A 23704-nucleotide genomic window follows, 5' to 3' on the forward strand; every position below is an offset into this window, starting at 1 on the left:
GGACCCTGCCGCGAAGGCAAATCAGCTCTGGTCGATGGGTTGGTGAAAGGCGGGAGGACGGGAACAACCCACCCCGCACGGCGGTCCGACCACAACGGACGGACTCCTGCATGCCCTCCGTCTGCCCAGCTCACCCACTCCCGCGGTGGGTTCCCGCCTCCCCGGCACCCCGTGCCCCGCCAGGGACGCCCCGCGCCGAACCGGCCGCACTTCCGGAACGGGGCTCCGGTCAGGACGGTTCTGTTCCTCGGGCATTGCCCGACGACCGCGGCCGGCTCGCTCCACCCGGCTGAACGCACCCTGCCCAGCGCAGACCCGCCCGCCTGTTCACCTGACCGGAGCGGGCCGGGACGTGCCAGAGTGTCAGGCATGGATGACGTCGACCGGTCACCGGTCCCGGCCTTGGCCGAGGAAGCGCTGCTTGGCCTCCTGTTCCCGTTCTGGCAGCTCGTCATCGGCGTCGTCGTGCTCGTTGTCCTCCTGGCGTCGGTGGGCAGACTGGCTCGCCGCGGTCCGTCGCGGATGACCACGGCACTGCTTGTCACCGCTGCGGCGATCGCCGGCTTCGCGGTCCTCGGCGTCCTACTGGAGGGCTGAGTCGGCCCGCGGATTAGACCGGTGGATCCGACGGGCCGATCAGACCGGCGAGTTCGGGCCCGCTCCCGGGAAGCGCGCAGGACCCGGGTGGCGCCCAGGGCCGGGGAGCGCGCAGGACCCGGGTAGCGCGCTACCCGGATCAGGTTGCCGGCGTCGCGGCCAAGCCGGCGCTCGCGGCCAAGGCCAGGCGGCCCGTCAGGTGGAGCGGGTCAGGGGTAACTGGACACCGCCGGCTCGGCCCATCACGCCGGCGGGAGGCAAGCACCTGGACCGGCAGTTCGCCCGACCCGTTGCCATCCCGGTCACAGTCGGCGGTTGGCCAGGCTGGGTAGCTCCGCTCGGATCGACCGCAGCCGGTCCAGGTCGAGATCGACCACGGTGACACCCGGCCCGTCCGGCACCTGGCCGAGCACAGTCCCCCATGGGTCGACCACCATGCTGCGCCCATAGCAGGTGCGGCCGGGATCGTGGTCACCCGTCTGGCCGGCCGCCGCCACGAAGCACTGGTTCTCGATCGCCCGCGCCCGCAGCAGGACCTCCCAGTGGTCCCGGCCCGTGTGCATCATGAACGCCGCCGGGACGACCAACAGCTGTGCGCCACCCTCGGTGACGAGCCGCCGGTAGAGCTCCGGGAAGCGCAGGTCGTAACAGATCGACAGACCCACCGGCAGCCCTTCGACGTCGACCACCACCGGCTCGTCACCGGGGGCCACCGTCGCGGACTCCAGGTACGACACCCGGCCGGGGATCTCGACGTCGTACAGGTGGATCTTTCGATAGGTGGCGGCGAGGGCTCCCGCCCGGTCGAACACCAACGACGTGTTCCACGTGTGCGCGGGATCGGGGCCCGCCTCGTGAAACGACCCGGCGATCAGCCAGACGCCGAGCCGCCGGGCCACGCCCGCGAAGAACCGCCCCACCTCGCCGTCGACCGTCTCGGGGGCGGGCATGCCGGCGGCGGGACCGAGGTAGTCGACGTACTCCGGTAGGAGGACGAGGTCCGCCCCGGCGGACGCCGCCCGTTCCACCAGGGCCTCCGCTGCGGCGAGATTCGCCTTCCGGTCGTCGCGGGCGTTCAGCTGGCAGACGGCGACGCGCATGACGCCAGAGTACGGGTGGGCGGCCGGTCAGGACCAGGCGTGTGCCCGCAGGACCGGTGGCCGGTCAGGCCGACTTCTCCTCCCGGTCACGCCGGGCACGGCGGCCGGTGAACTCCCGGGGCACGATCGTCGGGTTCACGTTCTCCAGGACCGCCTCACGACTGATCAGCACCCGCGCCGCGTCGGGGTTGCTGGGCACCTCGTACATCACGGAGAGCAGCACCTCCTCCATGATGGCGCGCAGACCACGGGCACCCGTGCCCCGCAGCATGGCCTGGTCGGCGATCGCCTCCAGGGCCGGCGGCTCGAACTCCAACTCGACGCCGTCGAGCTCGAAGAGCCGCTGGTACTGCCGGACCAGGGCGTTGCGCGGCTCGGTGAGGATCCGCACGAGGGCCGTGCGGTCGAGGCTGCGAACGCTGGTGATCACCGGAAGACGGCCGATGAACTCGGGGATCAGCCCGAACTTCAACATGTCTTCTGGCATGACCTGGCTGAAGATGTCGTCGGTGGAGCGTTCGGACACCGCTCGCAGGCGGGCACCGAAGCCGGTGCCACCGTGGCCCGTGCGGGCCTCGATGATCTGGTCGAGGCCGGCGAAGGCACCACCGCAGATGAACAGCACGTTGGTGGTGTCGATCTGGATGAACTCCTGGTGCGGGTGCTTGCGCCCGCCCTGCGGTGGCACGTTGGCGACCGTGCCCTCCAGCATCTTCAGCAGGGCCTGCTGGACCCCCTCGCCGGAGACGTCCCGGGTGATCGACGGGTTCTCCGACTTCCGGGCGATCTTGTCGACCTCGTCGATGTAGATGATGCCGGTCTCGGCCCGCTTGATGTCGTAGTCGGCGGCCTGGATCAACTTGAGGAGGATGTTCTCCACGTCCTCACCGACGTAGCCGGCCTCGGTCAGCGCGGTGGCGTCGGCGATGGCGAACGGCACGTTGAGCATCCGGGCCAGGGTCTGCGCGAGGTGCGTCTTGCCGCAGCCGGTGGGACCCAACAGCAGGATGTTGGACTTCGCCAGCTCGACGCCGTCGTTGCCGGCGCCCGGCGCGCCGGCCGCCTCGGCCTGGATGCGCTTGTAGTGGTTGTAGACCGCGACGGCGAGCGCCTTCTTGGCCTGGTCCTGACCGACGACGTAGTTGTCGAGGAACTGGCAGATCTCCATCGGCTTGGGAAGCTCTTCCCACTTCACCTCGCCGGACTCGGCCAACTCCTCCTCGATGATCTCGTTGCAGAGATCGATGCACTCGTCGCAGATGTAGACCCCGGGGCCCGCGATGAGCTTCTTGACCTGCTTCTGCGACTTCCCGCAGAAGGAGCACTTGAGTAGGTCGCCGCCGTCACCGATCCGTGCCACCTACGTTCTCCCTGCACTCATCGGCCGGAACCCCGGCCCTGACCTGCGGACGCTGCGCACCGTCCGTCTTCTCGTCATCCACCGGTCCGACCGGCGAAGCGGTACGGAACCGACGTTACCCGCTGGCGGTGGTTTCTCCGACCCCCAAAACGGGTGTGTCAGAGGTCGGCCGGGTACGCGCCCCGGCCGACCTCCGAACCGAACAGCTCAGCTGGCGGCGTTCGCGGCCAGCAGGCCCTTCTTGCGGCTGGTGAGGATCGTGTCGACCAGCCCGTACTCGCGGGACTCCTCCGCCGTCATGATCTTATCCCGATCGATGTCCTTGCGGACCTTCTCGATCGGTCGGTTGCAGTGCCGCGACAGCATCTCCTCCAGCTGCGTCCGCATCCGCAGGATCTCCCGGGCCTGGATCTCGATGTCCGAGCCCTGGCCGTACCCGCCCTCGGTCGCCGGCTGGTGGATGATGATCCGCGAGTTCGGCAGGGCCATCCGCTTGCCCGGCGTGCCGGCGGCGAGCAGCACGGCGGCGGCGCTGGCCGCCTGGCCCAGGCAGACGGTCTGGATGTCGGGCCGGACGTACTGCATGGTGTCGTAGATCGCCGTCATGGCCGTGAACGAGCCACCGGGCGAGTTGATGTACATGATGATGTCCCGGTCGGGATCGGTGCCCTCAAGCGTCAGCAGCTGGGCCATCACGTCGTTGGCCGACGCGTCGTCCACCTGCACACCGAGGAAGATAATCCGGTCCTCGAAGAGCTTGTTGTAGGGGTTGGATTCCTTGACCCCGTACGACGTGCGCTCGACGAACGACGGCAGGACGTAGCGGTTGTGTACGGCCGCGAACTGGGGCGGCAGGCTCAGGTCGGTCATCGTCAGCTCCTCGGTCAGCTCAGGGTCCCGGCGCCTTCCGGAACCTGGGCGGCTCCGGTGATCACCTTGTCGATGAAGCCGTAGTCCATGGCCTCCTGGGCGGTGAACCAGCGGTCGCGGTCCGAGTCCGCCTCGATCTGGGCCTGGTCCTGCCCGGTGTGGAAGGCCACCCGCTCCTGGAACATCCGCTTGGTGTAGAGCATCTGCTCCGCCTGGATGGCGATGTCGGAGGCGGTGCCGCCCATGCCGCCGGACGGCTGGTGCATCATGATCCGCGCATGCGGCAGGGCGTAGCGCTTGCCCTTGGTGCCGGCGCAGAGCAGCAGCTGGCCCATCGAGGCGGCCATGCCCATCGCCACCGTGGAGACGTCGTTGTCGATGTACTGCATGGTGTCGTAGATCGCCATACCGGAGTAGACCGAACCACCCGGCGAGTTGATCCAGAGGAAGATGTCGCGGTCCGGGTCCTCCGCGGCGAGTAGCAACAGCTGCGCGCAGATGCGGTTGGCAACCTGGTCGTTCACCTCGCTGCCCAGGAAGATGATGCGTTCCTTGAGCAACCGGTTGTAGACCGAGTCGTCGAGGTTGCCAATGGTGTCGCCACCGCGGGCGTCGATCGCCCGGAGCGGCTTCGCTGGGATGTGCATGTCGGTCATGGCAGCCCTTCGCTCTCCGTACCGTCGTGTCCGACACTAACCGCTCACCCGGGCGGCATAGCCCCGGTCGGGGCGCTGTTCGCTCTCAGCGCAGCCCCGTCAGGCGTACCCGGAAAAGGGAGCGGGCCACCCCTCGCCGCAGGCGGCGAGGGGTGGCCTCACCCACGATCAGTGCTCGTGGTCGTGGTCGTGCGCCTGCTCGCCCTCGGCACGCAGGGCGTCCAGGGTGACCTCGTTGCCAGCCGAATCCTTGATCTTGACGCGCTCCATGATCGAGGCCAGCGCCTTGCCCCGCCGCACGTCGCCGAACACGGCCCCGGCCGCGCCGGAGCGCACCAACTGGTCGTAGTACTGCTGCGGAGCCATGCCGGCGCGCTGCGCCCGGTGGACGATCTCGTGCCCGAACTCGTCGTCGGAAACCTGCACGTCCTCGGCGTCGGCGACGGTGTCCAGCAGGAGCTGGATCTTCACACCCTGGGTCGCCGCCTCGGTCAGCTCGGCGTCGATCTGCTCCTCGGTCTTCTCCTCGGCGGAGAGGTAGTCCTCCAGGGAGGCGCCGATGCGCTCCAACTGGTCGACCATCGCCTGCTTGCGGTTCTGGACCTCGTCCCGGACGACCCCCTCCGGCGCGGGCACGTCGGCGGCGGCGACCAGCTGCTCCAGGGCCTTGTCCCGGGCGGCGTAGACCTGCTCCACCCGCTTGCCCCGGGCGACCCGCTCGCGCAGGTCGGAGCGGAGTTCCTCGATCGTGTCGAACTCGCTGGCCAGCTGGGCGAACTCGTCGTTCAGCTCGGGCAGCTCCTTCTCCTTGACGGTGCGCACGGTCACCGCCACCTCCGCGTCCCGACCGGCGAAGTCACCGCCGACGAGCTGGGTGGTGAACGTGGTGTCCTCGCCGGCGGAGAGGCCGACGACCGCCTCGTCCAGGCCCGGCAGGAGCTGCTTGCTGCCCACCTCGTGGGAGATGTTGGTGGCCGAGCCACCCGGCACGTCCACGCCGTCGACGGTCGCGTTCAGGTCGACCTGCACGTAGTCGCCCTCGGCGGCGGCCCGCTCGACGGTCTTGAGGGTGGCGAACCGCTCGCGCAGGTTCTTGACCTGCTCGTCGATCTCGCTGTCGTCGATCTGCAGCTCGTCGACCGTCACCTCGACGCCGTCCAGGTCCGGAAGGGTGATCTCGGGACGGACGTCGACCTCGGCGGTGAAGTTGAGGGAGTCACCGTCGTTGAACTCGGTGATCTCGACCTCGGGACGGCCGAGGGTCTTCAGGTCGTGCTCGCGCACGGCGGCGACGATGTTCTGCGGGATGGCCTCCTGCACCGCCTCGTTGAGGACGGTGCCCCGGCCCACCCGCTGGTCGATGATCGCGGCCGGCACCTTGCCCCGCCGGAAGCCGGGAACCTGGACCTGCTGGCCGATCTCCCGGTACGCCTTCTTGAGGCTCGGCTCGAGCTCGACGAACGGCACCTCGATGGCGAGCCGCACGCGCGTCGGGCTCAGAGTCTCGACGGTGCTCTTCACAGGCGTACTCCTTGACGGATCTCGGGTTGAGTCTGGGCGCTCTTACAGCCCATCGAGTGTAGGCGAGCCGGCGCGGCCGACCGGCAGCGCCCAGGGACCCCGCGACGAACGGCGGCGCCCGGACAGCCCGGCCGCGGACGACAGTCGGGGTGGCGGGATTTGAACCCACGGCCCCTCGCTCCCAAAGCGAGTGCGCTACCAAGCTGCGCCACACCCCGTGGCGACGAGCAGTCTATGCCGTCGGCCGGGCCCCGGGGTGCCGGGGCGTCACCCGACGCGCAAACCGGTGTCCCGGCGCCGGCCGGAGGGTCGAGGTGAGCCGCCCCCGGGATGCGGTAGAACGCGGTGACCCGGCCCCGGAACCGCCCGACATGCCGCAACTCGACCGTCACCGGCCGGGTCCGCCGTCGTCGATCGCGCCGGTCGCGACGCGCCGCACGGGCGCGGCTGCACGACCCGCGACCAGATTGGGTACGCTGTCGGCGCGCCCGGCAACAGCGGGGCGCACGCGGGCGTAGCTCAATGGCAGAGCTTCAGTCTTCCAAACTGACGGTGCGGGTTCGATTCCCGTCGCCCGCTCTACAGTTCCAGTGCAGGTCAAAGGCTTGCCGAGCGATCTTGGACCTAGCTACAGAGATCGCAAACAGAGATCATCTCTCACGGTTGTCTCACAGCAGGCTTGGAAGTGCCACCGAGCGCCTGCCGCAGCGTCTCCCCCGCCTCATTCAGCGCCGTCTCTTGGCTGTGCACGTACGTAGACAGCGTGAAGCTCGCACTCGCGTGCCCTAGCCACGCTGAGATGACCGCCGTGGGTACCCCCGCAGGTGCATCAGGGTTCCGCAGGTGTGCCGCGCGTCGTGCAACCGGATCGCCGGAAGCTTCGCCCGCCTGGCCAGCGCATCGAACCGGTCCCCGTACCACTCCGGCCGGTACGGGGAGCCGATCTCGTCAACCACGACGTGGCTTCCGGTGCACACCTCCCCGGTCGCCGGGTCGGCCAACGTGCACGGCTTGGCGTACGCCTCCCCCGCCTCTTCCCGTTCGTCACGCTGCCGCAGTTGCAGTGCCGTGAGAGCAGCCACCAGGGCGTCATCAAGGGGCAGGGTTCGCTTCCCCCGCTCCGTCTTCGGTTCCTTCTCCACGATCTCGCCGGCTACGGACGTGCGCGCCCACCGGACCGTGATCGTCTTGCCGATCAGGTCGACGTCCGGCCAGCGCAGGCCGAGAACTTCACCACGGCGCAGCCCGTACATGGACAACTGCCAGGCCGCGAACAGTCGATCGTCGGCAACCGCGTTGAGGAACACGGCGGCGTTGTCAGCGGTCCACGTCTGCATTTCCGTCTTGGTCTGCTTGGGCCGCTCGGCCAGCTTGACGACGTTGCGACCCAGGAACCCCTGCCGCACCGCATCCTCAAACACCGCAGACAGCGTGATCAGCATGGCGTTGACGGTGCGCGGCGCGAGCTTCGCGGAACGGACGTTGCCGACCCGGCGACCGGAAGCCAGCAGCCCGGTGACCATCTTGTCGACGTCAGCCTTGGTGACCTTCTGCGCTTCCAACTGGCCGATGTGTGCCTTGGCGTGGTTGAGGGAGTCCGTGTAGGTGCGCCTGGTCCCCGTGCTCAGGTTCCGCTTGCCGGCTAGCCACTTGTCGATCAGTTCGGCCACGGTGGTTTTCTCCGGCCGAACGAACGTGCCGCTGGCCCGGTCCGCGATGATGCGTGCCCGCTTGGCGCGTGCCTCTTTCAGGCTGTCGCAGGTGTACGTCCGCTGGTCGCGGCGCCCGTCGGGCTTGCGGCCGACGTCGATGACGAACCGGTACCGGATGGCACCACTTGCGAGCGTCACCTTCTTGATCGGGTCAGCCTTCCTGGCCTCGGCCACTACTCCCCCTTCCTGATCTCGCTCCGGCTGACCGGCAGCTGAGGCAGGGTCATCCCCCGTCGCTGCATTTCTTGGCGATGCTGATGCAGCTCGCGTTCACGCTCATGCGCCTCGGCTTCCGACTCCTCGGCCCGCCGCAGCATGGCCTTGTGCTGGATCGCGTCGGCGGACTCATCTCCTGGGGTCGCCATCGACGCCATCCGTCGGGCTTGATCACGGTCAGACTCGGCGTGCATCCGCGCCAGGTTCCACGCCAAAACCAACTCGTCGTGCTGTCGGAACAGGCGCAGGAACTCGCCGCCTTGGTGCCAGCTATTGAAGTCCGCGCTGCTGATGTCGTACCCGACCACCTGACCGCCGCTGGTGAGCGGTTCGGTTGCGAGGGGCTGCTCGCCGGTGAACCAGAGCAGGGCCGCCCCGGTGTCGACCGGGCGACCGGGCAGCGCCGTAGTTGTCGGCACATCTCCCACCGGGAAGACCAAACGGATCGGGGGCACGCCAAGCACGTAGGCAAGCGCCGCAACCTCGTCCAGGTCGACGCGACGCTCACCCTTCTCTATGCGGCGTAGACCGAGCACAGGAATCGGCTGTCCGAGCGCGCCTAGGCGCTCAGACAGTTCGGTGTAGGGCATTCGGCGGGCTTCGCGGATCTGCCGCACCATCGCGCCGATGTTGCTACTCGGCGTGGGCGGTCCGGGGTTCTCATCAGTCACGCCCGGCAGTCTCGCATCAACTTGATGCGCATGCAAGGCATCCTTGACACTCCCGCGCGTTGCGTGCATCCTGTGCCTTGATCGTATCGATCTAATCCGCCCGCGCATCGGATACCTCTACCGAGGCGCATGGTTCTGATCCTTTGGAGCGTGGGACATGCAGAGTTTGTCCAGCAATCGAGCCATCCCCGACCCGGCGGCGGAGCCGACCATCACCGTCAAGCGCGCTGCGCTCGTCCTCGGAATCTCGATCCGGCACGCCTACGTCGCTGCCGAACGCGGCGACCTGCCGTCAATCCGGGTCGGCCGCAAGGTGGTCGTTCCGACCGCGCGGTTCCTGGCCAAGTACGACCTCGACGACACGTCCAGCGCCCCCACGGCCGCGTGACCGTCAGGTTAGGGATCTGACGGCATGGCCGTTACCTGCGGAAATGCCCCGCCATCTCACGCGAATCTCACCGCTCAAGGCAGGTCAACGGACCCGCCGAGCACCCCAAACGAAAAAGGGGCCGGGACCGCCACAGTCCCGACCACCCCAACCACGCAACTACTAGAGGCAAATCCGGTGACCATCGTAGAACAACCCCCACCCTCCGGTGCTCAGTCGACCGGGCATGCCGTGCCGCACCCGGACCTGTTCACCTACATGGCCGAGGCAGAGCAGGAACGGCAGGCCGAGGCCGCTCGGATCCTCGCCGAGACTCCGCCGGTCGCCGTCGACCAGGGCGACGACGAGGGCAGCCCGCTCGACTACGCTCGCCGGTTCCTCGACTTCCACCGCGCCAACCGACACGTCTACAAGCTGTTTGAGCACCGGATCCGCCGGTACCAACGCGAGGGTGTGACGTACATCGGTGCCGATCTGGTCCTGGCCAGCATCCGCTGCGACTTCACCGTTGTCACCAAGTCAGAGCCGTACAAGATCAACAACAATCATCGGGCGTTCCTCAGCAGGCTCCTGCTACACCGGAACCCGGCGCTGGGCAGCATGCTCAAACTCCGCCGCAGCATCGCCGACGTCGACCTTTCATGGATCGAAGAGGCTGACGCCATCGACGGCTACACCGCCGGGCAGGTGGCCGCGTGACCACCTTCGACATCGACCACTGGATCAGCCGGGCCCAACACCACCGCGACAACAACGGCGGCTACATGTACGAATCCCTCGCCGTCGAAATGGCCGCCCGCCTCGGCTGGGACACACCAGCCAAGCTGGCCCGCCAGGTCGGCAACCTCGCCGACGCTCCCACCCTCTACGCGCACTGTGAACCCGTCGCGGAAGCCGCCGCCCTGCTCGAATGCCTCGGCTGGGCGCAAGGCGTCCTGTTCGCCGCGTGGTTCCGCTCGCTTGAGAACTACCGCGAGGTCCGCGACCACTTCCCAGCCGGCCCCGGCCGCACCGACCTGAGGTGTTCCGCGTGACCGCCACCCTGGAACCCACCATCACCGCAGCCGACGTCACCGCCGCCGCCTGGGCGTGGCACAGCGCCGGGTACGCCGTTGTGCCCATCAAAGCCAACGGTGAGAAGCGGCCCGATGGCAAGTGGAAGCAGTACCAGTACGAGCAGCCCACCGACCGGCAGATGCAGGAATGGTTCGGCGGTCAGCGGCGTACCGGGCTCGGCCTAGTGTGCGGCGCAGTGTCCGGCGGCCTTGAGATGTTCGAGCTTGAAGGCCGCTGCGTCGCCGACGGGGCGCGGGAAAAGCTGGTGCCCGCCCTCAAGGCGGCTGGCGTCTTCGACGTGTGGAAGCGGCTGATCAATGGCGGCGGGTACGCCGAATGGTCGCCCACCGGCGGACTGCACCTGTTGTACCGGCTCACCGACCGGGAGGTGCCCGGCAACACGCCGGTGGCGCAGCGGCCCGCCCGCGAAGACGAGTTGACGGCGGACGAGTTGGAGATCCGGCGGAAGAACCCTTCCAAAGTGTTCCGCCGGGTGCTGGCCGAGACGCGCGGTGAAGGTGGGTTCGTTGTCGTCGCGCCCAGCCACGGCACCACCCACGGCAGTGGGCTGCCCTGGTCGTTCGCCGGTTCCGCGCAACCCGGCCAGGTGCCCACCATCACGTGGGATGAGCGGGTGGCCCTGTTCGCGGTCGTCCACGCGGTTCTCGATGAGATGCCCGCCCCCGAACCCCCTCGGCCGCGCACGCCCCGGCAGCGGGACGACATCGGCGACCGGCCCGGCGACCTGTGGGCCGCACAAACCGACTGGCCTGACGTCCTCGGCCCGCACGGCTGGCAGCACGTCTACCAGCGCGGCGACATGGACTACTGGCGGCGGCCCGGCAAGAACCTGGGCTGGTCGGCGCGCACCGGCGGCCGGCATGACGGCCTGTACGTGTGGACCACCAGCAGCGAGTTCCCGGCCGAGGTGCACATCAGCAAGTTCCGAGCGTTCGCCATCCTCAACCATGGCGGCAACGACAGCGACGCCGCCTCCGAACTGCGGCGACTCGGGTTCGGCAATGACCGTTCCCGGCCGGTGGCCGCCAACCCGGCACCCGCGCCGGTCGCGGTAGCGCAACCGGAACCGCCGCCACCGGTGGACGACAGCGACACCAAGCCGACCGAACTGGTGCGGCTGCCGAACCTGCCACAGTCGTTCTGGGAAGCCCGCCCCCAACTCGGGAAGATCCGAGACGCGGCCTACCACGTCGGGTACAGCGCCGATGCCGTACTGGGAGCCGTGCTCGCACGTGGATCCGCCATGGCCCATCACAAACTGGTGTTCGACTTCGGGCGTGGCGCCGGAAGCCTGAACCTGTTTGTGAACCTGCTCGGCCCGTCAGGGTTCGGCAAGACGAAGGCTGTCGAGGTCGCCCAGGAACTGATCCTGCCGCCGTCGTTCCTCGCCCACGTCAACGGCGAGGTCGACCAGGAACGGTTCAAGGACAGCGTCGGCCTCGGCACCGGCGAGGGCATGTCCGAGGTGTTCATGGGGGTCATCGACCGAGAAACCGGTGAGATCCACCGGAGCGGCCCCAACAAGGGTGACCCGAAGACAGAGAAGGTCCGCGCGCAGGTCAGGCACAACGCCTTCTTCTACATCGATGAAGGCGAAACGCTCTCCAAGATGATGCGTGAGCGGCAAGGAGCCATCATCGCCCCCACCATCCGCACCGCATGGGTGGGCGGCACGCTCGGGCAGACCAACGCTCGGGAGGAAACCACCCGCCTCATACCTAAGCGGTCCTACTCGCTGGGCATGGTCATCGGCTACCAGCCGGATGTAGCGCAGGATCTGCTAGCCGACAGCGGGCCGGGTACGCCTCAGCGGTTCCTGTGGCTGTCCGCCGTCGACCCGCATGTCACCGACGAAGCCCCCGACCTACCTGCCCCGTTCCGGCTGCCGCTCTGCGACGGGAACCGGCAGCCGGTTACCGGAACGATCACCTGCTACCCGGATCTGCGCGCCCAGCTACGGCGGGAACACCTCGCCAAGGTGCGCGGCGAGGCCATCGTCGCCGAGCTGGACGCCCACGCATCACTGATGAAGTGCAAGGTTGCCGCCCTGCTCGCCATCCTCGATGACCGCAAGCACGTCACCGAGGATGACTGGGCGCTAGCCGGGGTGGTCTGGGAAACCTCGTGTGCCATCCGAGACAGGCTGATCGAGTTCGGCAAGCAGAAGGCCGCCCAGGATCACGAGCAGCGCACGGCGGTCTACGTGGACCGCGAGGTAAGGGCGCATGCCGCCAAGCGTGAGGCCGACTCGAACGTCGAGCGCATCGCGCGTTGGATCGGGCGCCGCATCCACGAGGGCGGCAGCGCAACGAAGGGGGCGACCCGCAAGGCGGCAGCCGGACGAGACAAGCCGCTCTTTGAGCCCGCGCTACTCCACGCAGTTCAGCAAGGATGGGTGGTCGTCGCTGATGACGACCGGGAGTTGATGCCTGGCGATGCGAGGCCGGTATGACCGCCACCGCACATCGCCGCAGAAGGGGGACAGGGGGACATGTCCCCCTGCCCCGGACGCAAACCTATCTTGAAAGTCACCCCTATTACCTCTCACCTCTCCTATTTGTGCAGGTCAGAGGTGTTGTCGTTGCGTCACTTCCGGTAACTGAACTTCTGTCCCCCGAACGGGAGGGGGACACGTCCCCCTTGTCCCCCTCCCGGCACGCGGTGGCCGCCGCCCTCTCCCAGTCGGCTCTCGTGTCACGGACCACGCCCCCGGCGGACACCGCCACAGCGGCGCCCTTGACCTGACCCCAACCACCGACGCACCCGGCCCCCGGCCGACCCGCACCCCCACAGCGGAAACCTCCCCCTCCCAGATGCCGCTTTTGACCTGACCGCCACCAGCACACCCGCCGGCTCCTGGCCGACCACCACACCCACCACGGACACCGCCCACATGCTCGACGGGCTAACGCCAGCACCCACCAACCCGGACGCGACCCACCCGCGCCCCTGGCGGCCTACGCCAAAACCAACCCCTACGCCGAAACGAACCGGCCCACCCGCAAACCCACAAGACGCGCAAACCCCGGCCCGGTGAACCCGCCAACATGGGCAACCCGCCAACCCCGTCCCGAACCCACAGCAGGCCATGACCGTCCACCACCGACCCGCACAGCCATGACGGCACCACCCCGCCGGGACACCCGTCCCAACCGGCACGACACCCCACGGAGCAGCACATGCAGCACCCCACCTATGCACTCGACGGCATCCAGGACGGCTATTACGGCGTGGCGGATCCGGACGACGCAGGCCGGTTGACGTTGTGGGAGGTGCGGGCCGGTATCCCGCGTGACTGGCCGCAGGGCACCCGGTGGCGACCGTGGCCGCCCAGCTTCACCCACCTCGACCGGCCCGCGAGGGACGAGGCACGCGACGCCTGGTACCGCGACGTCTACTACCCCTGGCGTGAGCAGGTGTCAGCGGCCATCGCCGCCGACCCTGAGGCGGCCCGTGCCGCGTTCGTAGAGGCCGCCGGGCACCAGGAGCTACCCCCACGCCGCCGCAAGCCCACACGGGCCACCAAGGGCACGCCCAGAGGTGGAGGGAAACGCGCCACAGAGGCGGCCCGTCGGCGCGATGAGGTGGCCCTGCTCGCCGCCGCCCTGCATTCCGGTGGCCGATCCTGGCGTGCTGTCGCCGCCCTGCTCGCCCTGCCGAAAACCTCGGTTCACCGGCTGGCCGCCGACCACGGCCCGGTCGACGTGCCGGAGGCCGCTATTGCGGCGCTCGCCCTGGCCCGCGCCCACGACCTCACCGAGCAGCTACAGCAGATGCGGCAGGCCGCCGACCCTGCCACCCGCCGCACACTCGACGTGCGGATCAACGCTCTGGCCCGGCTGCGACACGAACTGGCGGAGCGCGCAGGTGCGGCGGGTGCGCGGTGAACCGCACGCGGTCCGACACACAGACCACCGACGGGTCCGCGTACACGGCGGCCCGCCCGCTGCTGGGCGCCCACGTGAGCGGCCCCGCCGCCGTGGTGCTGGCGAAACTGCTGGACGAACACCTACCGGACCGGCTGGCCCGCCTGCGGCTGCTGGTGGAACGCGGGCAGCTCGGCGCGGAATGGCTGACCGAGACGCTGCACACCTACCGGGCGGTCCGGGCCGCCGCCGATGCGTGGCGGGATGCGCCTGCCGTCGCTGCCGTCACGGCAGACCCGCCAGCGGCAGCCGGCCGAGACTGTGAAGGAACGGAGATCGGCACCGAAACGGCGGCTGACCTGCTCGGGGTCACCCCCAACCGTGTACGTCAACTGGTGCGCGGCGGGGTGATCAACGGGCGGCATGTGGGCCGGACATGGCGGCTGGACCTCGCCGACGTGAAAGAGCGAATGGAGAAATCCGCGCATGAGCGCATTTGACGAGATGCGGGAGATGTTCGAGGCCGCCGGGCACAGTCCGGCGATGGCCCGGCAGGCTGCCATCGGCCGGTACCGCAACGAGCAGGCGGCCCGTGAGGCACTGGACGGGGTGACCGCTGCCAGCAACCCGGAGGCTGCCGCCCTGGCCGCCGAACACCTCACCCCCGGATCGGCGCTGCCGGTCGTCGACCAGGCGGAGATCCGGCTGTCGTCGGCGGCGTCGACTTACCTCGGGATGGGGCACGCCGAGGCCGAGCAGTACGCGGCCCGGCACCGGGAGCGGGCCGAGTCCCGCCACGGCGACCAGATCGCATCCGCCCGGTACATGATCTCGCTTGCTGAGGCGCTGTCGGCTGTTCCGGTCGGCCCGGTTGCCGTGCGGCCCGCCGCCCCGGTGCTCAACCCGGTCGGCAACCCGGCCGCCACGGCGGAAAGCCTCACCGCAGCCGTCAACCGTGCCGCCGCGCAGGCAGGAAGGCGTGTCGCCGAGATCGTCGCCCAGCGCCCGACCACCGTCCGGCGGGGTGTCCGATGAGGCGCGTCAAGGTGCTGCCGCTGGCCGACGCGCAGGCCGCCCTCACCGCCACTGAGCAGACGCTGACCCGGTGGACCACGCAGGCCGCCGAACGTGGCAAGGCCGCCGACCTGCTCGCCGCCGAGCTGGCCGAGCAGGAAGCGCGGGCCGGTGACGACCTGGCCGCCAGCGACGACCCTGAGACGGACCTCGCCGCAATCGCTGACCGGTTGCAGCGGCTGCGCACCGAGCAGCAGCTTTCCGCCCAGGCTGCCGCCAGTGCCCGCGCCCAGCTCGACACCGCCCGACGGACGATGCTTCCGGCCATGGCCGAGGTGCTGCGCAGCCGGGCGAAGGAACTGCGGGAAGCCGCCACCGCCCGGCAGGCGCGCACCGATCAGATGCTCGCCGAACTGTCGGCGTGGGAAGGCGTCTCGTACGGGCCGGTACCGCGCCGCTCGGCGCTCGGCGACGGGCACACCTGGCGTTCCGTGCCGCTGACCGAGCGGATCACCGAGCGGGCGCAGTGGCTTATCAACCACGCCGACCACCTCGCCCACCTGGCAGAGCACGCGGAAGCCGATCAGGTTCTCTCGGCGGTCAACGCCGGAACGCCGGAGATGACCGACGTGGAGCGGGTCGCGCTCGGCGTCGCCGACTCTGAGCCGGCAGACGCCACCAACTGAGGCCATGCCGTGGGGGCGTCAACGTCACCGGGACCGGTAGCCGGATCGAAGGAACGGGAGCGGCTTTCACCTCCTTTTGCCGCCGAGATCGTTCCTGCGCCCCTCGCCGGGGCGGGCCGGCTACACCCCGACGCCAGCCGGCCCGCCCTGACTCACACGCCCAGGAAGGCGCCACCATGAGCAGCACACCCCCTACGGCAGGCGAGCATCGGCTACTGCTCGCCGAGTCGGTTCCGGTCCTTCCGGCCTGCCAGTTGATGCTGGCGGCGCTGGACGCGGACGGCCCGCAGGTGCGGCACCTGATCGACCGCGCCGACCCGCAGGCGTTGATCGCGTCGCTGATGAAACTGTGCGCCTTCATGGGGGTCGCCGCGTACGGGCCCCACCTGCGGGCACAGATCGCGGTCCTCGCCGCTGACCGCGACATCCACGGAGAGGCCGGTATCGACCGTGTCTGACCGCACCGTGTCCGTTCGCCTGCGGCTGATGGTCCGCGACTACACCAGCGGCGCAACCGAGGCAGAACGCATGACGCGCCGTCTCCGCGACTCGCAGGAGGCGCTGGGCAGCACGTCTCGGCGCACCGCCGCTGACCTCACCAAGTCGGCGAAAGCCATGGACGTCTGGTCGAGGCGGGCATTCATCGGGACCGCTGCGGTAGCTGGCGGTGCTGCCGCTGCCGGCGGATCACTCAAGCTGCTGGCGCCCGCCCTGGTGGCGACCGGCGCGGCGGCTGGTGCCCTTCCCGGTCTGGTCGGTGGCGCTGCCGCCTCGCTGGGAACCCTCAAGGTCGCCACCATGGGGGTCGGTGACGCCCTCGATGACCTGTTCGCCAACGATGATCCGTTCGCCCGCCTGTCTCCGTCGGCAAAGGCTCTCGTCAACGAGATCGGCCGGTTGAAGCCGCAACTGCTCGACTTCCAGCAGTCCGTACAGGATGCGGCGCTGAGCAGTGCAGCGGGCAACTTCAACCGGCTGGCGACCACCACCCTGCCCAGGTTGACCAACGAGGCGGTCATTTTGGGGCGGGCGTGGGATCGCACCTTCACCGCCCTCACCGACGCGGCCACCGATGCGACGGTGCTCGACGGCATCGGGGTGGCCAGCCGCTCAAGTGCCCGCTTCATGGACGAGTTGGCGATACGCACGCAGGCGCTGGCCCGGTCGGTGGCCATCCTGATGATGGCGGCGGATCCGCTGACCCGACTGATCGGTGACCGCCTGGTCGGTGCGATTGACCGCATGAACGCGGCTGCGGAGAAGGCACGCCGCACCGGCTCGCTGGACGAGTTTTTCCGCTCGGGTGTGGAGACTGGTGGGGCGCTGCTGTCCATCGTCGGCGACATCCTGACCATCAGCGGCCAGGTTGTGGCTGCGGTGAATAGGCAGAACAGCTCGATCGTGGGCACCGCTGAGGCGTTGGATTCCTACATCAGCTCGGGTCGGTCGGCCCGCGACATCGCCGGGATCGTTGACACGCTGACCGCCGCGTATGAGGGCATGGCTGACGTGCTGGGCCCGCTCGGTGGGATCGCCCGTGACGCCCTCGCCGATCCGGGAGTCCGTGACGGGCTCGCCCTCATGTTCGAGGTGCTGGCTGCCGGCTCGCAGGCGCTGCGAGTGGTGTGGGACCTGTTCAACGCGCTGGACGATGATTTGCAGGCGGTGGTTATCGCCGCCTTTGCCTTGGGGTTGGCGGCGAAGAAGACCGGTACCGCGTTGACGTTGATGGGTGTGGCGGCGCAGGGTGCCGCAACGAGGTTGACCGCTCTCGGTGCTGCCGGTGCGGTAGCCGGGCGTGGCCTGACCGGGTTTGTGGGCGTCGCAGGTAAGGCACTGGCTGCTCTGGTGGCGCTGCAACTGGCTGGGGTGGCATTCGAGCAGTTTGAGCCCGCAGCGGCAAATGTAGATCGGCTCACCGATTCGCTGCGCAAGTTCACGCAGACTGGGCAGGAGACCGGGGAGCTTACCCGGCTTTTCGGGGACGAACTGAACGGCCTGAACAAAGCGGCTGCGGCGGCTGGTGATGGGTTCTTCGCCAAGACGGCCCGCGCATTGGAGTCGATGTTTCCGCATGTCAAATCGTTGAACGAGATTTTTCAAGGCGGTAGCTTCACTGGCTCGGTGGAGCGGTTCCAAGCCTTGGATGCGGCGATCACTGAGTATGCGCGCACCACCAACGACGCTGCTGGTACGCAGGCCATCTGGAACCGGGTGCTGTCTGAGTCCGGGCTGGACGCCACCGAGTTGGTGGAGTTGCTGCCCCGCGCTACGCAGGAGATGACCCGCCTCCACACGGCTGCGCACACGGGTGCGAACTCGGTGCAGGCGTTGGAGGAACGGTCACGGCTGCTCGGCGACGGGTTGCAAGAAGCTGTCCGCAATGGCCGCAGCTTCATCGATGTGTTCAACGAGATCAACGGCAAGGCCATCGAAACGGCTGAGGCTGAGATTCGGGCTGAGGAAACTGTCGACCGGCTGACCGAGGCGTTGAAGCGCAACGGGAGGGCGTTGAACAAGCGCGGCACCGATTTCGATGTGACCAATGAGAAGGGCCGCGAAAACAAGCAGCTCACTATCGATTTGCTGCGGCTCGGCGCGCAGTACGCGGAGGGCGTCTACCGGGAAACCGATTCGGTGGAGAAGGCAGATGCAGCCTACGAGCGGTATGCGGGCCGCCTGCGGAAGGTGCTCGGCGACAAGAAGCTGACGGCCGAGCAGATTGATGCGCTGATCGCCAAGTACGGGCAGATGCCCGACTACAAAGAGGTGCCGGTGTCTGCGCCGGGTCTGCCCGAAGCGACCGGCAACGTGGAGGATTTCAACTTCGCCGTCAAGAGCGTGCCGCCGTCGAAGACGGTGCCGTTTTGGGCTACCACCGCTTCGGCTGAGGCTGCGGTGCGGGTGTTGAAGAACCGCATCGACGCCCTCAAATCGAAGAACATCTACATCACCGGCACCGTCAGGTGGACGTCGACCGGGGATCTGCGGGTGCCCGGCGGCAGGGTGCTGCGGGGTGTCGAGCGGTGGGGTGGCGTGTGGTCACCGACGGTGGCGATGGCTGCCGGTGGAGTCATGCAGGCCGGTGTGTATGCGCCGTCGAACCCGCCGTTGATCATGTGGGCGGAGCCGGAAACTGGCGGTGAGGCGTACATCCCGCGTAAGGGGGATCCTCGCCGAAGCCTGTCGATCCTGGATGAAGCGGCCGGCTGGTATGGGGCTCAGGTTACGCCGATGGCTGCCGGTGGGATTGTTGGCCCGCAGGTGGTGCCGGCGGCGTCCGGTTTGGTGTCGGTCGGTCGGTCGACGAGCGGTGGCGGGTTGTCGGGTGGCCGGTTGGACACGATCGACGCCTACATTCGTGCCCGCGACGCTTTGGTGTCGCTGAACAAGGAGTTGAAGGAGAACGGGCGGTCGTTCTCGCTCAGCACCGCCAAGGGCCGGGAAAACTACTCGGCGGTCATCAGCGCGGTGCAGGCAGCCAAGCAAGCCGCGCAGGCCAAGTACGAGGAAACCGGGTCGGTGAAGGCAGCGAACGCCGCCTACGACAGCCACATCAAGCGGCTGAGGGCCACCCTCAAACAGCAGGGCGTGAACGCTGCCACCATCAAGAAGCTGCTGTCCAGTCTCACGCAGCGGCCCACGTTCGGTGACGGCCCGCAAGGATCAGCAGCGAACATTGCCGCCACCGAAGCCCGGATTGGTGCGCAGGAGGCGCTGGGGGATCTGGCGGACTACTTCTCGCTGGTGAAACCCACGTTCGACCTGGGTGATGAGACGGGCCGCGACAACTTGAAGGAACTGTTCGAATTTCTGCGGGCGGCGGAGCGTGCAGCGCAGGCTGTGTTCGACCAGACCGGTTCGTCGAAGTCCGCCACGGGGGTGTACGACTCGTACATTGCCCAGCTGCGGCAGATCCTCGCCCGGTCCGGGTTGGGGCAGAAGCAGATCGATGCTCTGCTCGCCCAGTACGGGAAGATCGTTCTCACCCCCAACGCTGTCGGTGGCGTGTACGCCGGCACTGGTCCGCCGCTGCGCCTGTCCGAAGGTGGCCTGTACAACTCGGCCAGGGCGCTGTACGGGTTCGCTGAGCCGGGCACGGGTGGGGAAATGTTCCTGCCCCGGCTCGGGTCGCGGCGGCGCGGTGAGGATCTGCTGTCGATCGGCGCCGGATGGTACGGCGGCAGGTTTGTGCCCGGCGGATCCTCGCAGGCCACACCGACGCAGGTCACCAACACGCTGACCGTCAACGAGGCCGGACGGCGGTTCACGGTCGGCGACATGCAGGTGTTGCTGCGGCAGATGGATGCCCGTGCCCGCGTCGGCCGCAAAGGCTGACCCGCCGTGACGACCAGGAAGACGCTCGACCATCTGACAGAGGCGGTGGCCGCACTGTCCGCCGCCGCCCAGCATCAAGGCGACCTGCTCGCAGCCCAGCAGGCGGCCCGCGCACACCTCGCCGGAATCGACGCCGAGGCCCTGGTCGACGTGTCAGCCCATATCGCCGCCCTCGCAGCGACCGGACTCGAACCGAGGTACCCCCACCCAGCGCGCGGGGTCATTGTCGCCACGGACGCGCGGTACCTCGAACTGTCCTGGTGGTGGGATGCTGTCGGCTTCGCCCTGGCGTGGCTCGAACCGTGCGGCGAATCGCCCAGATGACCGCTGCGAGCACCAGCCAACATCCGGTGAGAAGCGCGTGAGACAGGCGGGTAAAACCGCAGTTCAGCGCGTACCCGTCAGATTCGTTATCTGACGGTCAGCGAAGCTCGATCTTCTCGATGCTCTGCCTTTCCCGCCCGTCTGCAAGCTCGACGGCACCCACGATTCCGAACCCGCCCGACTTGAACGCCGCCTGAGCCGCCCTGGCGACGTTGGCCACCACATCCAAACCAACTGCCCAAGTCTCGGATTCACCCACGTCCAGCCGGCATGGAAGTGGCTTGCCGATCGACTCACCGATCGGCACGAAGGATGGGCCACGGGCGTGTGTCAGCTTCCACCGGGTCACGGTGACCGGGAGCCTGCCAACGTTGGCCACCTCGACGGCGACGATCGGCTGCGGGTATCCCTGCCGGGCGATATCGGCGAGCCATTCCGGGTTGAGGTTTCGCGGATGCGCCGTGATCATCCCGCCCGCGTTCATGGCCCCGACCCTGAGCCGGACCTTCACCCGGCCGCCGGTGAGCACGTAATTTGCTGCCTGCCAACCGAGCGACAGGCAGGCCAGCACCAGGCCACAGATGGCCACGATCAGCGATGCGGTAGCGGTCTGCATGGATGCCGACCGTAGCGGGCCGCCGCCACTACGTACGGCCCGCACCGGGCGGGGCTGGCCTTGGTGGCTCGGCGTAGCAGCCGGCCATAGGCGACGGTGTAGGCGACGGCAGCGAGCAGGAATCCGGGCTGGCCGGTGGAGAGTGCGTACACCACCCACAAGGCTTGTGCGGCCAGGTTGATCGTCCACCCGATGCGCGGCTGCCGGGCTGCGATAAGGAGGCCGAGGATGCCGATGCTGCTGAGCAGGTATGACCACATGCCGCACACCCTGCCGGGTTGCGGGCGCGGGAATCCGGTACTTCTACGGGGTGCCCTGAGGTGGCAGGGTGGGCGGTAGCTCCGGCACGTGAGGCGGCACGTAGCGGCTCCGGCCCACCGATCGCAGGTAGCCGTAGGCGGTGGTGGTGGCCTGGCACATCCACTGGCAGTGGCAGATTGGGCACCAGTCCCGCCGGTTCGGCCTCGGCCAATGATCCGTGATGATCACCTTCGCGGCGATGACCAGCCGATTCTGGACCTGCTGCGGAGTCAGGTTCAACGCCTGGTCCTCTCCGCCAGCCACTGGGCGCGTTCGGCCCGGTGCGCGTCGAGGATCGGCCGGTCTATCTCCAACTGGGGGCAGCCGTCCGGGGTGCACTGCCGGCAGGTGCCGCCGTTCTCGTGCTCGGCGACCGTCTGCGCAGCCAGCGACACCCGCACCGACGCCGACCATTCGTCATACATGCCGGTCACTGGGTGTCGCCGGGTAGCCGGTAGCCGGTCCGCTGGCCGTGGGTCAACCGGATCGGGTTGAGGATCTGCGTGGGCTCATTCCAGAAGGCGACGGAACAGGCGCGGGACTCGGCCTCACCAGCGGCAGCGGGTGACAGCGCCCCCAACCGGTGGGGGTACACGGTGGCCGGTCCGGTCCGGTCGATCGGCTGCACTCGGCGGCGACGGTTGAACGGCCACACACGCACGGTCGGCACCTCCCTGCTCGTGGGGAGGGCGGCGGTGGTGGTGCTGGGGCGCATCGTCTCGGGTTCGGATGCACACCACCGCCACCCACAAGCATCGTGTGATGACACACCGCCACTAGCCAGGGTGGAGGTGTCCGGCACGGTATGCCGGACACCGGCCGGACAGGTCAGCCGGCCGCCGCCAACGCTTCCCGGTACTCGTGCGTCCACGTCGCGTCCTGCTGATCCTCGGGCAGACTGCCCAACCCGGCCCGCAGGTTGTCCACCCCGGCCGCCCGGTCACCGAGCGCCAGGTACGCCAACCCCAACCCCATGCGGCTGAACGTCGGTGTCAACCAGTACGCCAACACTGGCGCCCGCTCGGCCTCGGCTGCGTCCGTCAGGTCGCTGGCCTCACCGAGCAGCCGCACCGCCGCCGCCCGGTCACCGAGCAGCGCATACCCGTGGGCCGCCTGCACGGCGTCCCCGACCCGCTGCAACGCTGTCGCGCCGGGTGTCTGGTAGGCGGCAAGGAAATGCCGGACGATGCCACGCGGGTTGCCGCGCTGCCGTTCCAGGTAGCCGCGAAAGTTTTCCACCTGCGCGGCCATCGGCCCGTTGTCCACCGCATCAGCTTGGGTGGCGGCCTCGGTCAGCACCCGCACCGCCTCACCGTCGTTGCGGGCTGACGCGTGCAGCCAGCCCACGAACTGGGTCCACTCAGCGGCCACCTCATGTAGGGCGGCAGCGTGCGGGCCGCCAGCGTGGGCGGCGAGCTGCTGCACGGTGTGCCACTGCGCCACCATCGACGGCAGGGTGGTGGGGGCGGGCAGCACATCGTCTAGGCGACGCTGCGCGGCCAGCACGTCGGCGAGGATCCTCACCGTGGCGGCGTCGAGGCGGGTCGGTTCCGCGTGCACGTAGGCCAGGCGCTGCTGGTCGTCGCCGGTGGTGACCGCCGGTGCGTCAACAACCAGCGCGGTGAGGGCGCCGTCGGCGTTGAGGATCCGGTCGAGGTGGTCGGCGATCTGCCGTGACGGCCTGGTCGTGCCCGACTCAAGGTCATGGATGCAGCTTTTCCCGACGTGGCCGAGGCGGGCGAGATCCCGCAGCGACAGGCCGCGTGCCTGCCGGTGGCGGCGCAGCTCGGCGGGGAATCGCGGGTCAACGATGGTGTGTGCGCGTGGCGGCATCTGGTGCTCCCAGGTAGAGGACTGGGCGGCGATGCCGCCGGCCTCTACCCCGGCGGCCCGCCACAATCCACCGTACGCCCGGAACACGACCGGCTGCGCGCATGAGATGGAGACAGCGGCGAAGTGTCGGCGTGCTGTCATTGAAGCCTGTCGCACCCGCATGCGACCCTCAAGACATGCCCGACACGATCCCCGCAGGCGTCTACGGCCGCCCGGTCGAGCACATCCACGCCGCCGTCGACATCTGCGCCCAGCAGTGGCGCCGCGACCAGTCCGACAACTGGGTTGGCGGCATGACCGCCGCCGGCTGGTGGCTGCTCGGCCACACCCCCTTCCCGCCGATGAATCCTGACCGTGAGGCTGCGGTCGACCGGCGGGAGATCAGCGAGCAGATGCGGATGGCTGGCATGGCCATGCACGGCACGGCCGGATCGGACAGCGTGCAGTCGTCGTGGGCGCGAGGCGTCTACCGGATGTTGGAGTATGCGATCGGGTACACCGACGAACTGCCGCTGACACCCACCCCCCGCCCCGTCTCGACCTGACAGGCGACACGAAA

At 68.6% G+C, this 23704-nt stretch carries 25 protein-coding genes and 2 tRNA genes; 14 read left to right on the top strand and 13 right to left on the bottom strand.

Annotated elements, in window-relative coordinates; translation table 11 throughout:
* The first annotated feature begins 369 nt into the window (after positions 1 to 369).
* Positions 370 to 597, top strand: a complete 228-nt coding sequence (locus GA0070616_RS06465) for a hypothetical protein (RefSeq protein WP_091077834.1) — start codon at positions 370 to 372, stop codon at positions 595 to 597.
* Between the two features lie 302 nt (positions 598 to 899).
* On the opposite strand, the gene GA0070616_RS06470 is transcribed toward GA0070616_RS06465, so the two are convergent.
* The 6 genes from GA0070616_RS06470 to GA0070616_RS06495 all read right to left on the bottom strand — a co-directional run bounded on the left by GA0070616_RS06470 (position 900) and on the right by GA0070616_RS06495 (position 6322).
* Positions 900 to 1697, bottom strand: a complete 798-nt coding sequence (locus GA0070616_RS06470) for a carbon-nitrogen hydrolase family protein (RefSeq protein WP_091077838.1) — start codon at positions 1695 to 1697, stop codon at positions 900 to 902.
* 64 nt (positions 1698 to 1761) lie between these two features.
* Complete coding sequence (gene clpX, locus GA0070616_RS06475) at positions 1762 to 3057, bottom strand: ATP-dependent Clp protease ATP-binding subunit ClpX (RefSeq protein ID WP_091077842.1); 1296 nt, start codon at positions 3055 to 3057, stop codon at positions 1762 to 1764.
* A 207-nt stretch (positions 3058 to 3264) separates the two neighbouring features.
* The gene (locus GA0070616_RS06480) at positions 3265 to 3927 is read right to left on the bottom strand and encodes an ATP-dependent Clp protease proteolytic subunit (RefSeq protein ID WP_091077845.1); all 663 of its coding nucleotides are present in this window, start codon (positions 3925 to 3927) and stop codon (positions 3265 to 3267) included.
* 14 nt (positions 3928 to 3941) lie between these two features.
* Positions 3942 to 4583, bottom strand: a complete 642-nt coding sequence (locus GA0070616_RS06485) for an ATP-dependent Clp protease proteolytic subunit (RefSeq protein ID WP_091077850.1) — start codon at positions 4581 to 4583, stop codon at positions 3942 to 3944.
* 168 nt (positions 4584 to 4751) lie between these two features.
* Positions 4752 to 6104 carry a trigger factor gene (gene tig, locus GA0070616_RS06490; RefSeq protein ID WP_091077853.1) on the bottom strand — a complete coding sequence of 451 codons (1353 nt, stop codon included), beginning with the start codon at positions 6102 to 6104 and terminating at the stop codon, positions 4752 to 4754.
* Positions 6105 to 6248: 144 nt separating this feature from the next.
* Positions 6249 to 6322, bottom strand: a tRNA-Pro gene (locus GA0070616_RS06495).
* A 290-nt stretch (positions 6323 to 6612) separates the two neighbouring features.
* Between GA0070616_RS06495 and GA0070616_RS06500 the strand changes: the two genes are divergently transcribed.
* Positions 6613 to 6683 (top strand) — tRNA-Gly (locus tag GA0070616_RS06500).
* 206 nt (positions 6684 to 6889) lie between these two features.
* On the opposite strand, the gene GA0070616_RS06505 is transcribed toward GA0070616_RS06500, so the two are convergent.
* Complete coding sequence (locus GA0070616_RS06505) at positions 6890 to 7990, bottom strand: site-specific integrase (RefSeq protein ID WP_091077857.1); 1101 nt, start codon at positions 7988 to 7990, stop codon at positions 6890 to 6892.
* Positions 7990 to 8703 (bottom strand): helix-turn-helix domain-containing protein, encoded by a 714-nt coding sequence (locus GA0070616_RS06510; protein ID WP_175439993.1) that lies wholly within the window; start codon positions 8701 to 8703, stop codon positions 7990 to 7992. Before GA0070616_RS06510 ends, GA0070616_RS06505 begins: the two co-directional genes overlap by 1 nt.
* Positions 8704 to 8860: 157 nt before the next feature.
* On the opposite strand from GA0070616_RS06510, the gene GA0070616_RS06515 reads away from it, so the two are divergent.
* The 11 genes from GA0070616_RS06515 (at position 8861) to GA0070616_RS06565 (ending at position 20396) form a co-directional block, all read left to right on the top strand.
* A complete protein-coding gene (locus tag GA0070616_RS06515; protein WP_091077864.1) occupies positions 8861 to 9091 on the top strand; it encodes a helix-turn-helix domain-containing protein in 231 nt (76 codons plus the stop codon).
* Positions 9092 to 9268: 177 nt separating this feature from the next.
* A complete protein-coding gene (locus GA0070616_RS06520) occupies positions 9269 to 9790 on the top strand; it encodes a hypothetical protein (RefSeq protein WP_139128850.1) in 522 nt (173 codons plus the stop codon).
* Positions 9787 to 10125: a hypothetical protein gene (locus tag GA0070616_RS06525; protein WP_091077870.1), complete on the top strand. Its 339-nt coding sequence runs from the start codon at positions 9787 to 9789 to the stop codon at positions 10123 to 10125. Before GA0070616_RS06520 ends, GA0070616_RS06525 begins: the two co-directional genes overlap by 4 nt.
* Positions 10122 to 12620 carry a bifunctional DNA primase/polymerase gene (locus GA0070616_RS06530; protein ID WP_175439994.1) on the top strand — a complete coding sequence of 833 codons (2499 nt, stop codon included), beginning with the start codon at positions 10122 to 10124 and terminating at the stop codon, positions 12618 to 12620. The genes GA0070616_RS06525 and GA0070616_RS06530 overlap by 4 nt, the downstream gene beginning before the upstream one ends.
* Positions 12621 to 13347: 727 nt before the next feature.
* On the top strand, positions 13348 to 14055 hold the full coding sequence (locus tag GA0070616_RS06535) for a hypothetical protein (RefSeq protein WP_091077877.1): 708 nt from the start codon (positions 13348 to 13350) through the stop codon (positions 14053 to 14055).
* Positions 14052 to 14534, top strand: a complete 483-nt coding sequence (locus GA0070616_RS06540) for a helix-turn-helix domain-containing protein (RefSeq protein WP_091077881.1) — start codon at positions 14052 to 14054, stop codon at positions 14532 to 14534. Before GA0070616_RS06535 ends, GA0070616_RS06540 begins: the two co-directional genes overlap by 4 nt.
* The gene (locus GA0070616_RS06545) at positions 14521 to 15069 is read left to right on the top strand and encodes a hypothetical protein (RefSeq protein ID WP_139128851.1); all 549 of its coding nucleotides are present in this window, start codon (positions 14521 to 14523) and stop codon (positions 15067 to 15069) included. Before GA0070616_RS06540 ends, GA0070616_RS06545 begins: the two co-directional genes overlap by 14 nt.
* Entirely contained in the window at positions 15066 to 15734 is a 669-nt protein-coding gene (locus GA0070616_RS06550) for a hypothetical protein (protein ID WP_091077887.1), read from the top strand. The genes GA0070616_RS06545 and GA0070616_RS06550 overlap by 4 nt, the downstream gene beginning before the upstream one ends.
* Before the next feature lie 176 nt (positions 15735 to 15910).
* Complete coding sequence (locus GA0070616_RS06555) at positions 15911 to 16192, top strand: hypothetical protein (protein WP_139128852.1); 282 nt, start codon at positions 15911 to 15913, stop codon at positions 16190 to 16192.
* Entirely contained in the window at positions 16185 to 20072 is a 3888-nt protein-coding gene (locus tag GA0070616_RS06560; protein WP_091077896.1) for a hypothetical protein, read from the top strand. Before GA0070616_RS06555 ends, GA0070616_RS06560 begins: the two co-directional genes overlap by 8 nt.
* A 6-nt stretch (positions 20073 to 20078) precedes the next feature.
* Entirely contained in the window at positions 20079 to 20396 is a 318-nt protein-coding gene (locus GA0070616_RS06565; RefSeq protein ID WP_091077901.1) for a hypothetical protein, read from the top strand.
* Positions 20397 to 20493: 97 nt separating this feature from the next.
* Here the strand turns inward: GA0070616_RS06565 and GA0070616_RS06570 are convergent, their stop codons facing one another.
* The 5 genes from GA0070616_RS06570 to GA0070616_RS06590 all read right to left on the bottom strand — a co-directional run bounded on the left by GA0070616_RS06570 (position 20494) and on the right by GA0070616_RS06590 (position 23145).
* Positions 20494 to 21012, bottom strand: a complete 519-nt coding sequence (locus tag GA0070616_RS06570) for a hypothetical protein (RefSeq protein ID WP_091077905.1) — start codon at positions 21010 to 21012, stop codon at positions 20494 to 20496.
* Positions 20988 to 21272, bottom strand: coding sequence for a hypothetical protein (locus tag GA0070616_RS27515; RefSeq protein ID WP_139128853.1), 285 nt, complete (start codon positions 21270 to 21272; stop codon positions 20988 to 20990). The genes GA0070616_RS06570 and GA0070616_RS27515 overlap by 25 nt, the downstream gene beginning before the upstream one ends.
* A 276-nt stretch (positions 21273 to 21548) precedes the next feature.
* Positions 21549 to 21737, bottom strand: coding sequence for a hypothetical protein (locus GA0070616_RS06580; RefSeq protein ID WP_139128854.1), 189 nt, complete (start codon positions 21735 to 21737; stop codon positions 21549 to 21551).
* 5 nt (positions 21738 to 21742) lie between these two features.
* Entirely contained in the window at positions 21743 to 21973 is a 231-nt protein-coding gene (locus GA0070616_RS06585; RefSeq protein WP_245712683.1) for a hypothetical protein, read from the bottom strand.
* 167 nt (positions 21974 to 22140) lie between these two features.
* A complete protein-coding gene (locus tag GA0070616_RS06590; RefSeq protein WP_091090069.1) occupies positions 22141 to 23145 on the bottom strand; it encodes a helix-turn-helix domain-containing protein in 1005 nt (334 codons plus the stop codon).
* A gap of 176 nt (positions 23146 to 23321) precedes the next feature.
* On the opposite strand from GA0070616_RS06590, the gene GA0070616_RS06595 reads away from it, so the two are divergent.
* Positions 23322 to 23690: a hypothetical protein gene (locus GA0070616_RS06595; RefSeq protein ID WP_091077919.1), complete on the top strand. Its 369-nt coding sequence runs from the start codon at positions 23322 to 23324 to the stop codon at positions 23688 to 23690.
* Positions 23691 to 23704 lie beyond the last annotated feature (14 nt).

It is taken from the genome of Micromonospora nigra, assembly GCF_900091585.1.
Taxonomy (GTDB): Bacteria; Actinomycetota; Actinomycetes; order Mycobacteriales; family Micromonosporaceae; genus Micromonospora; species Micromonospora nigra.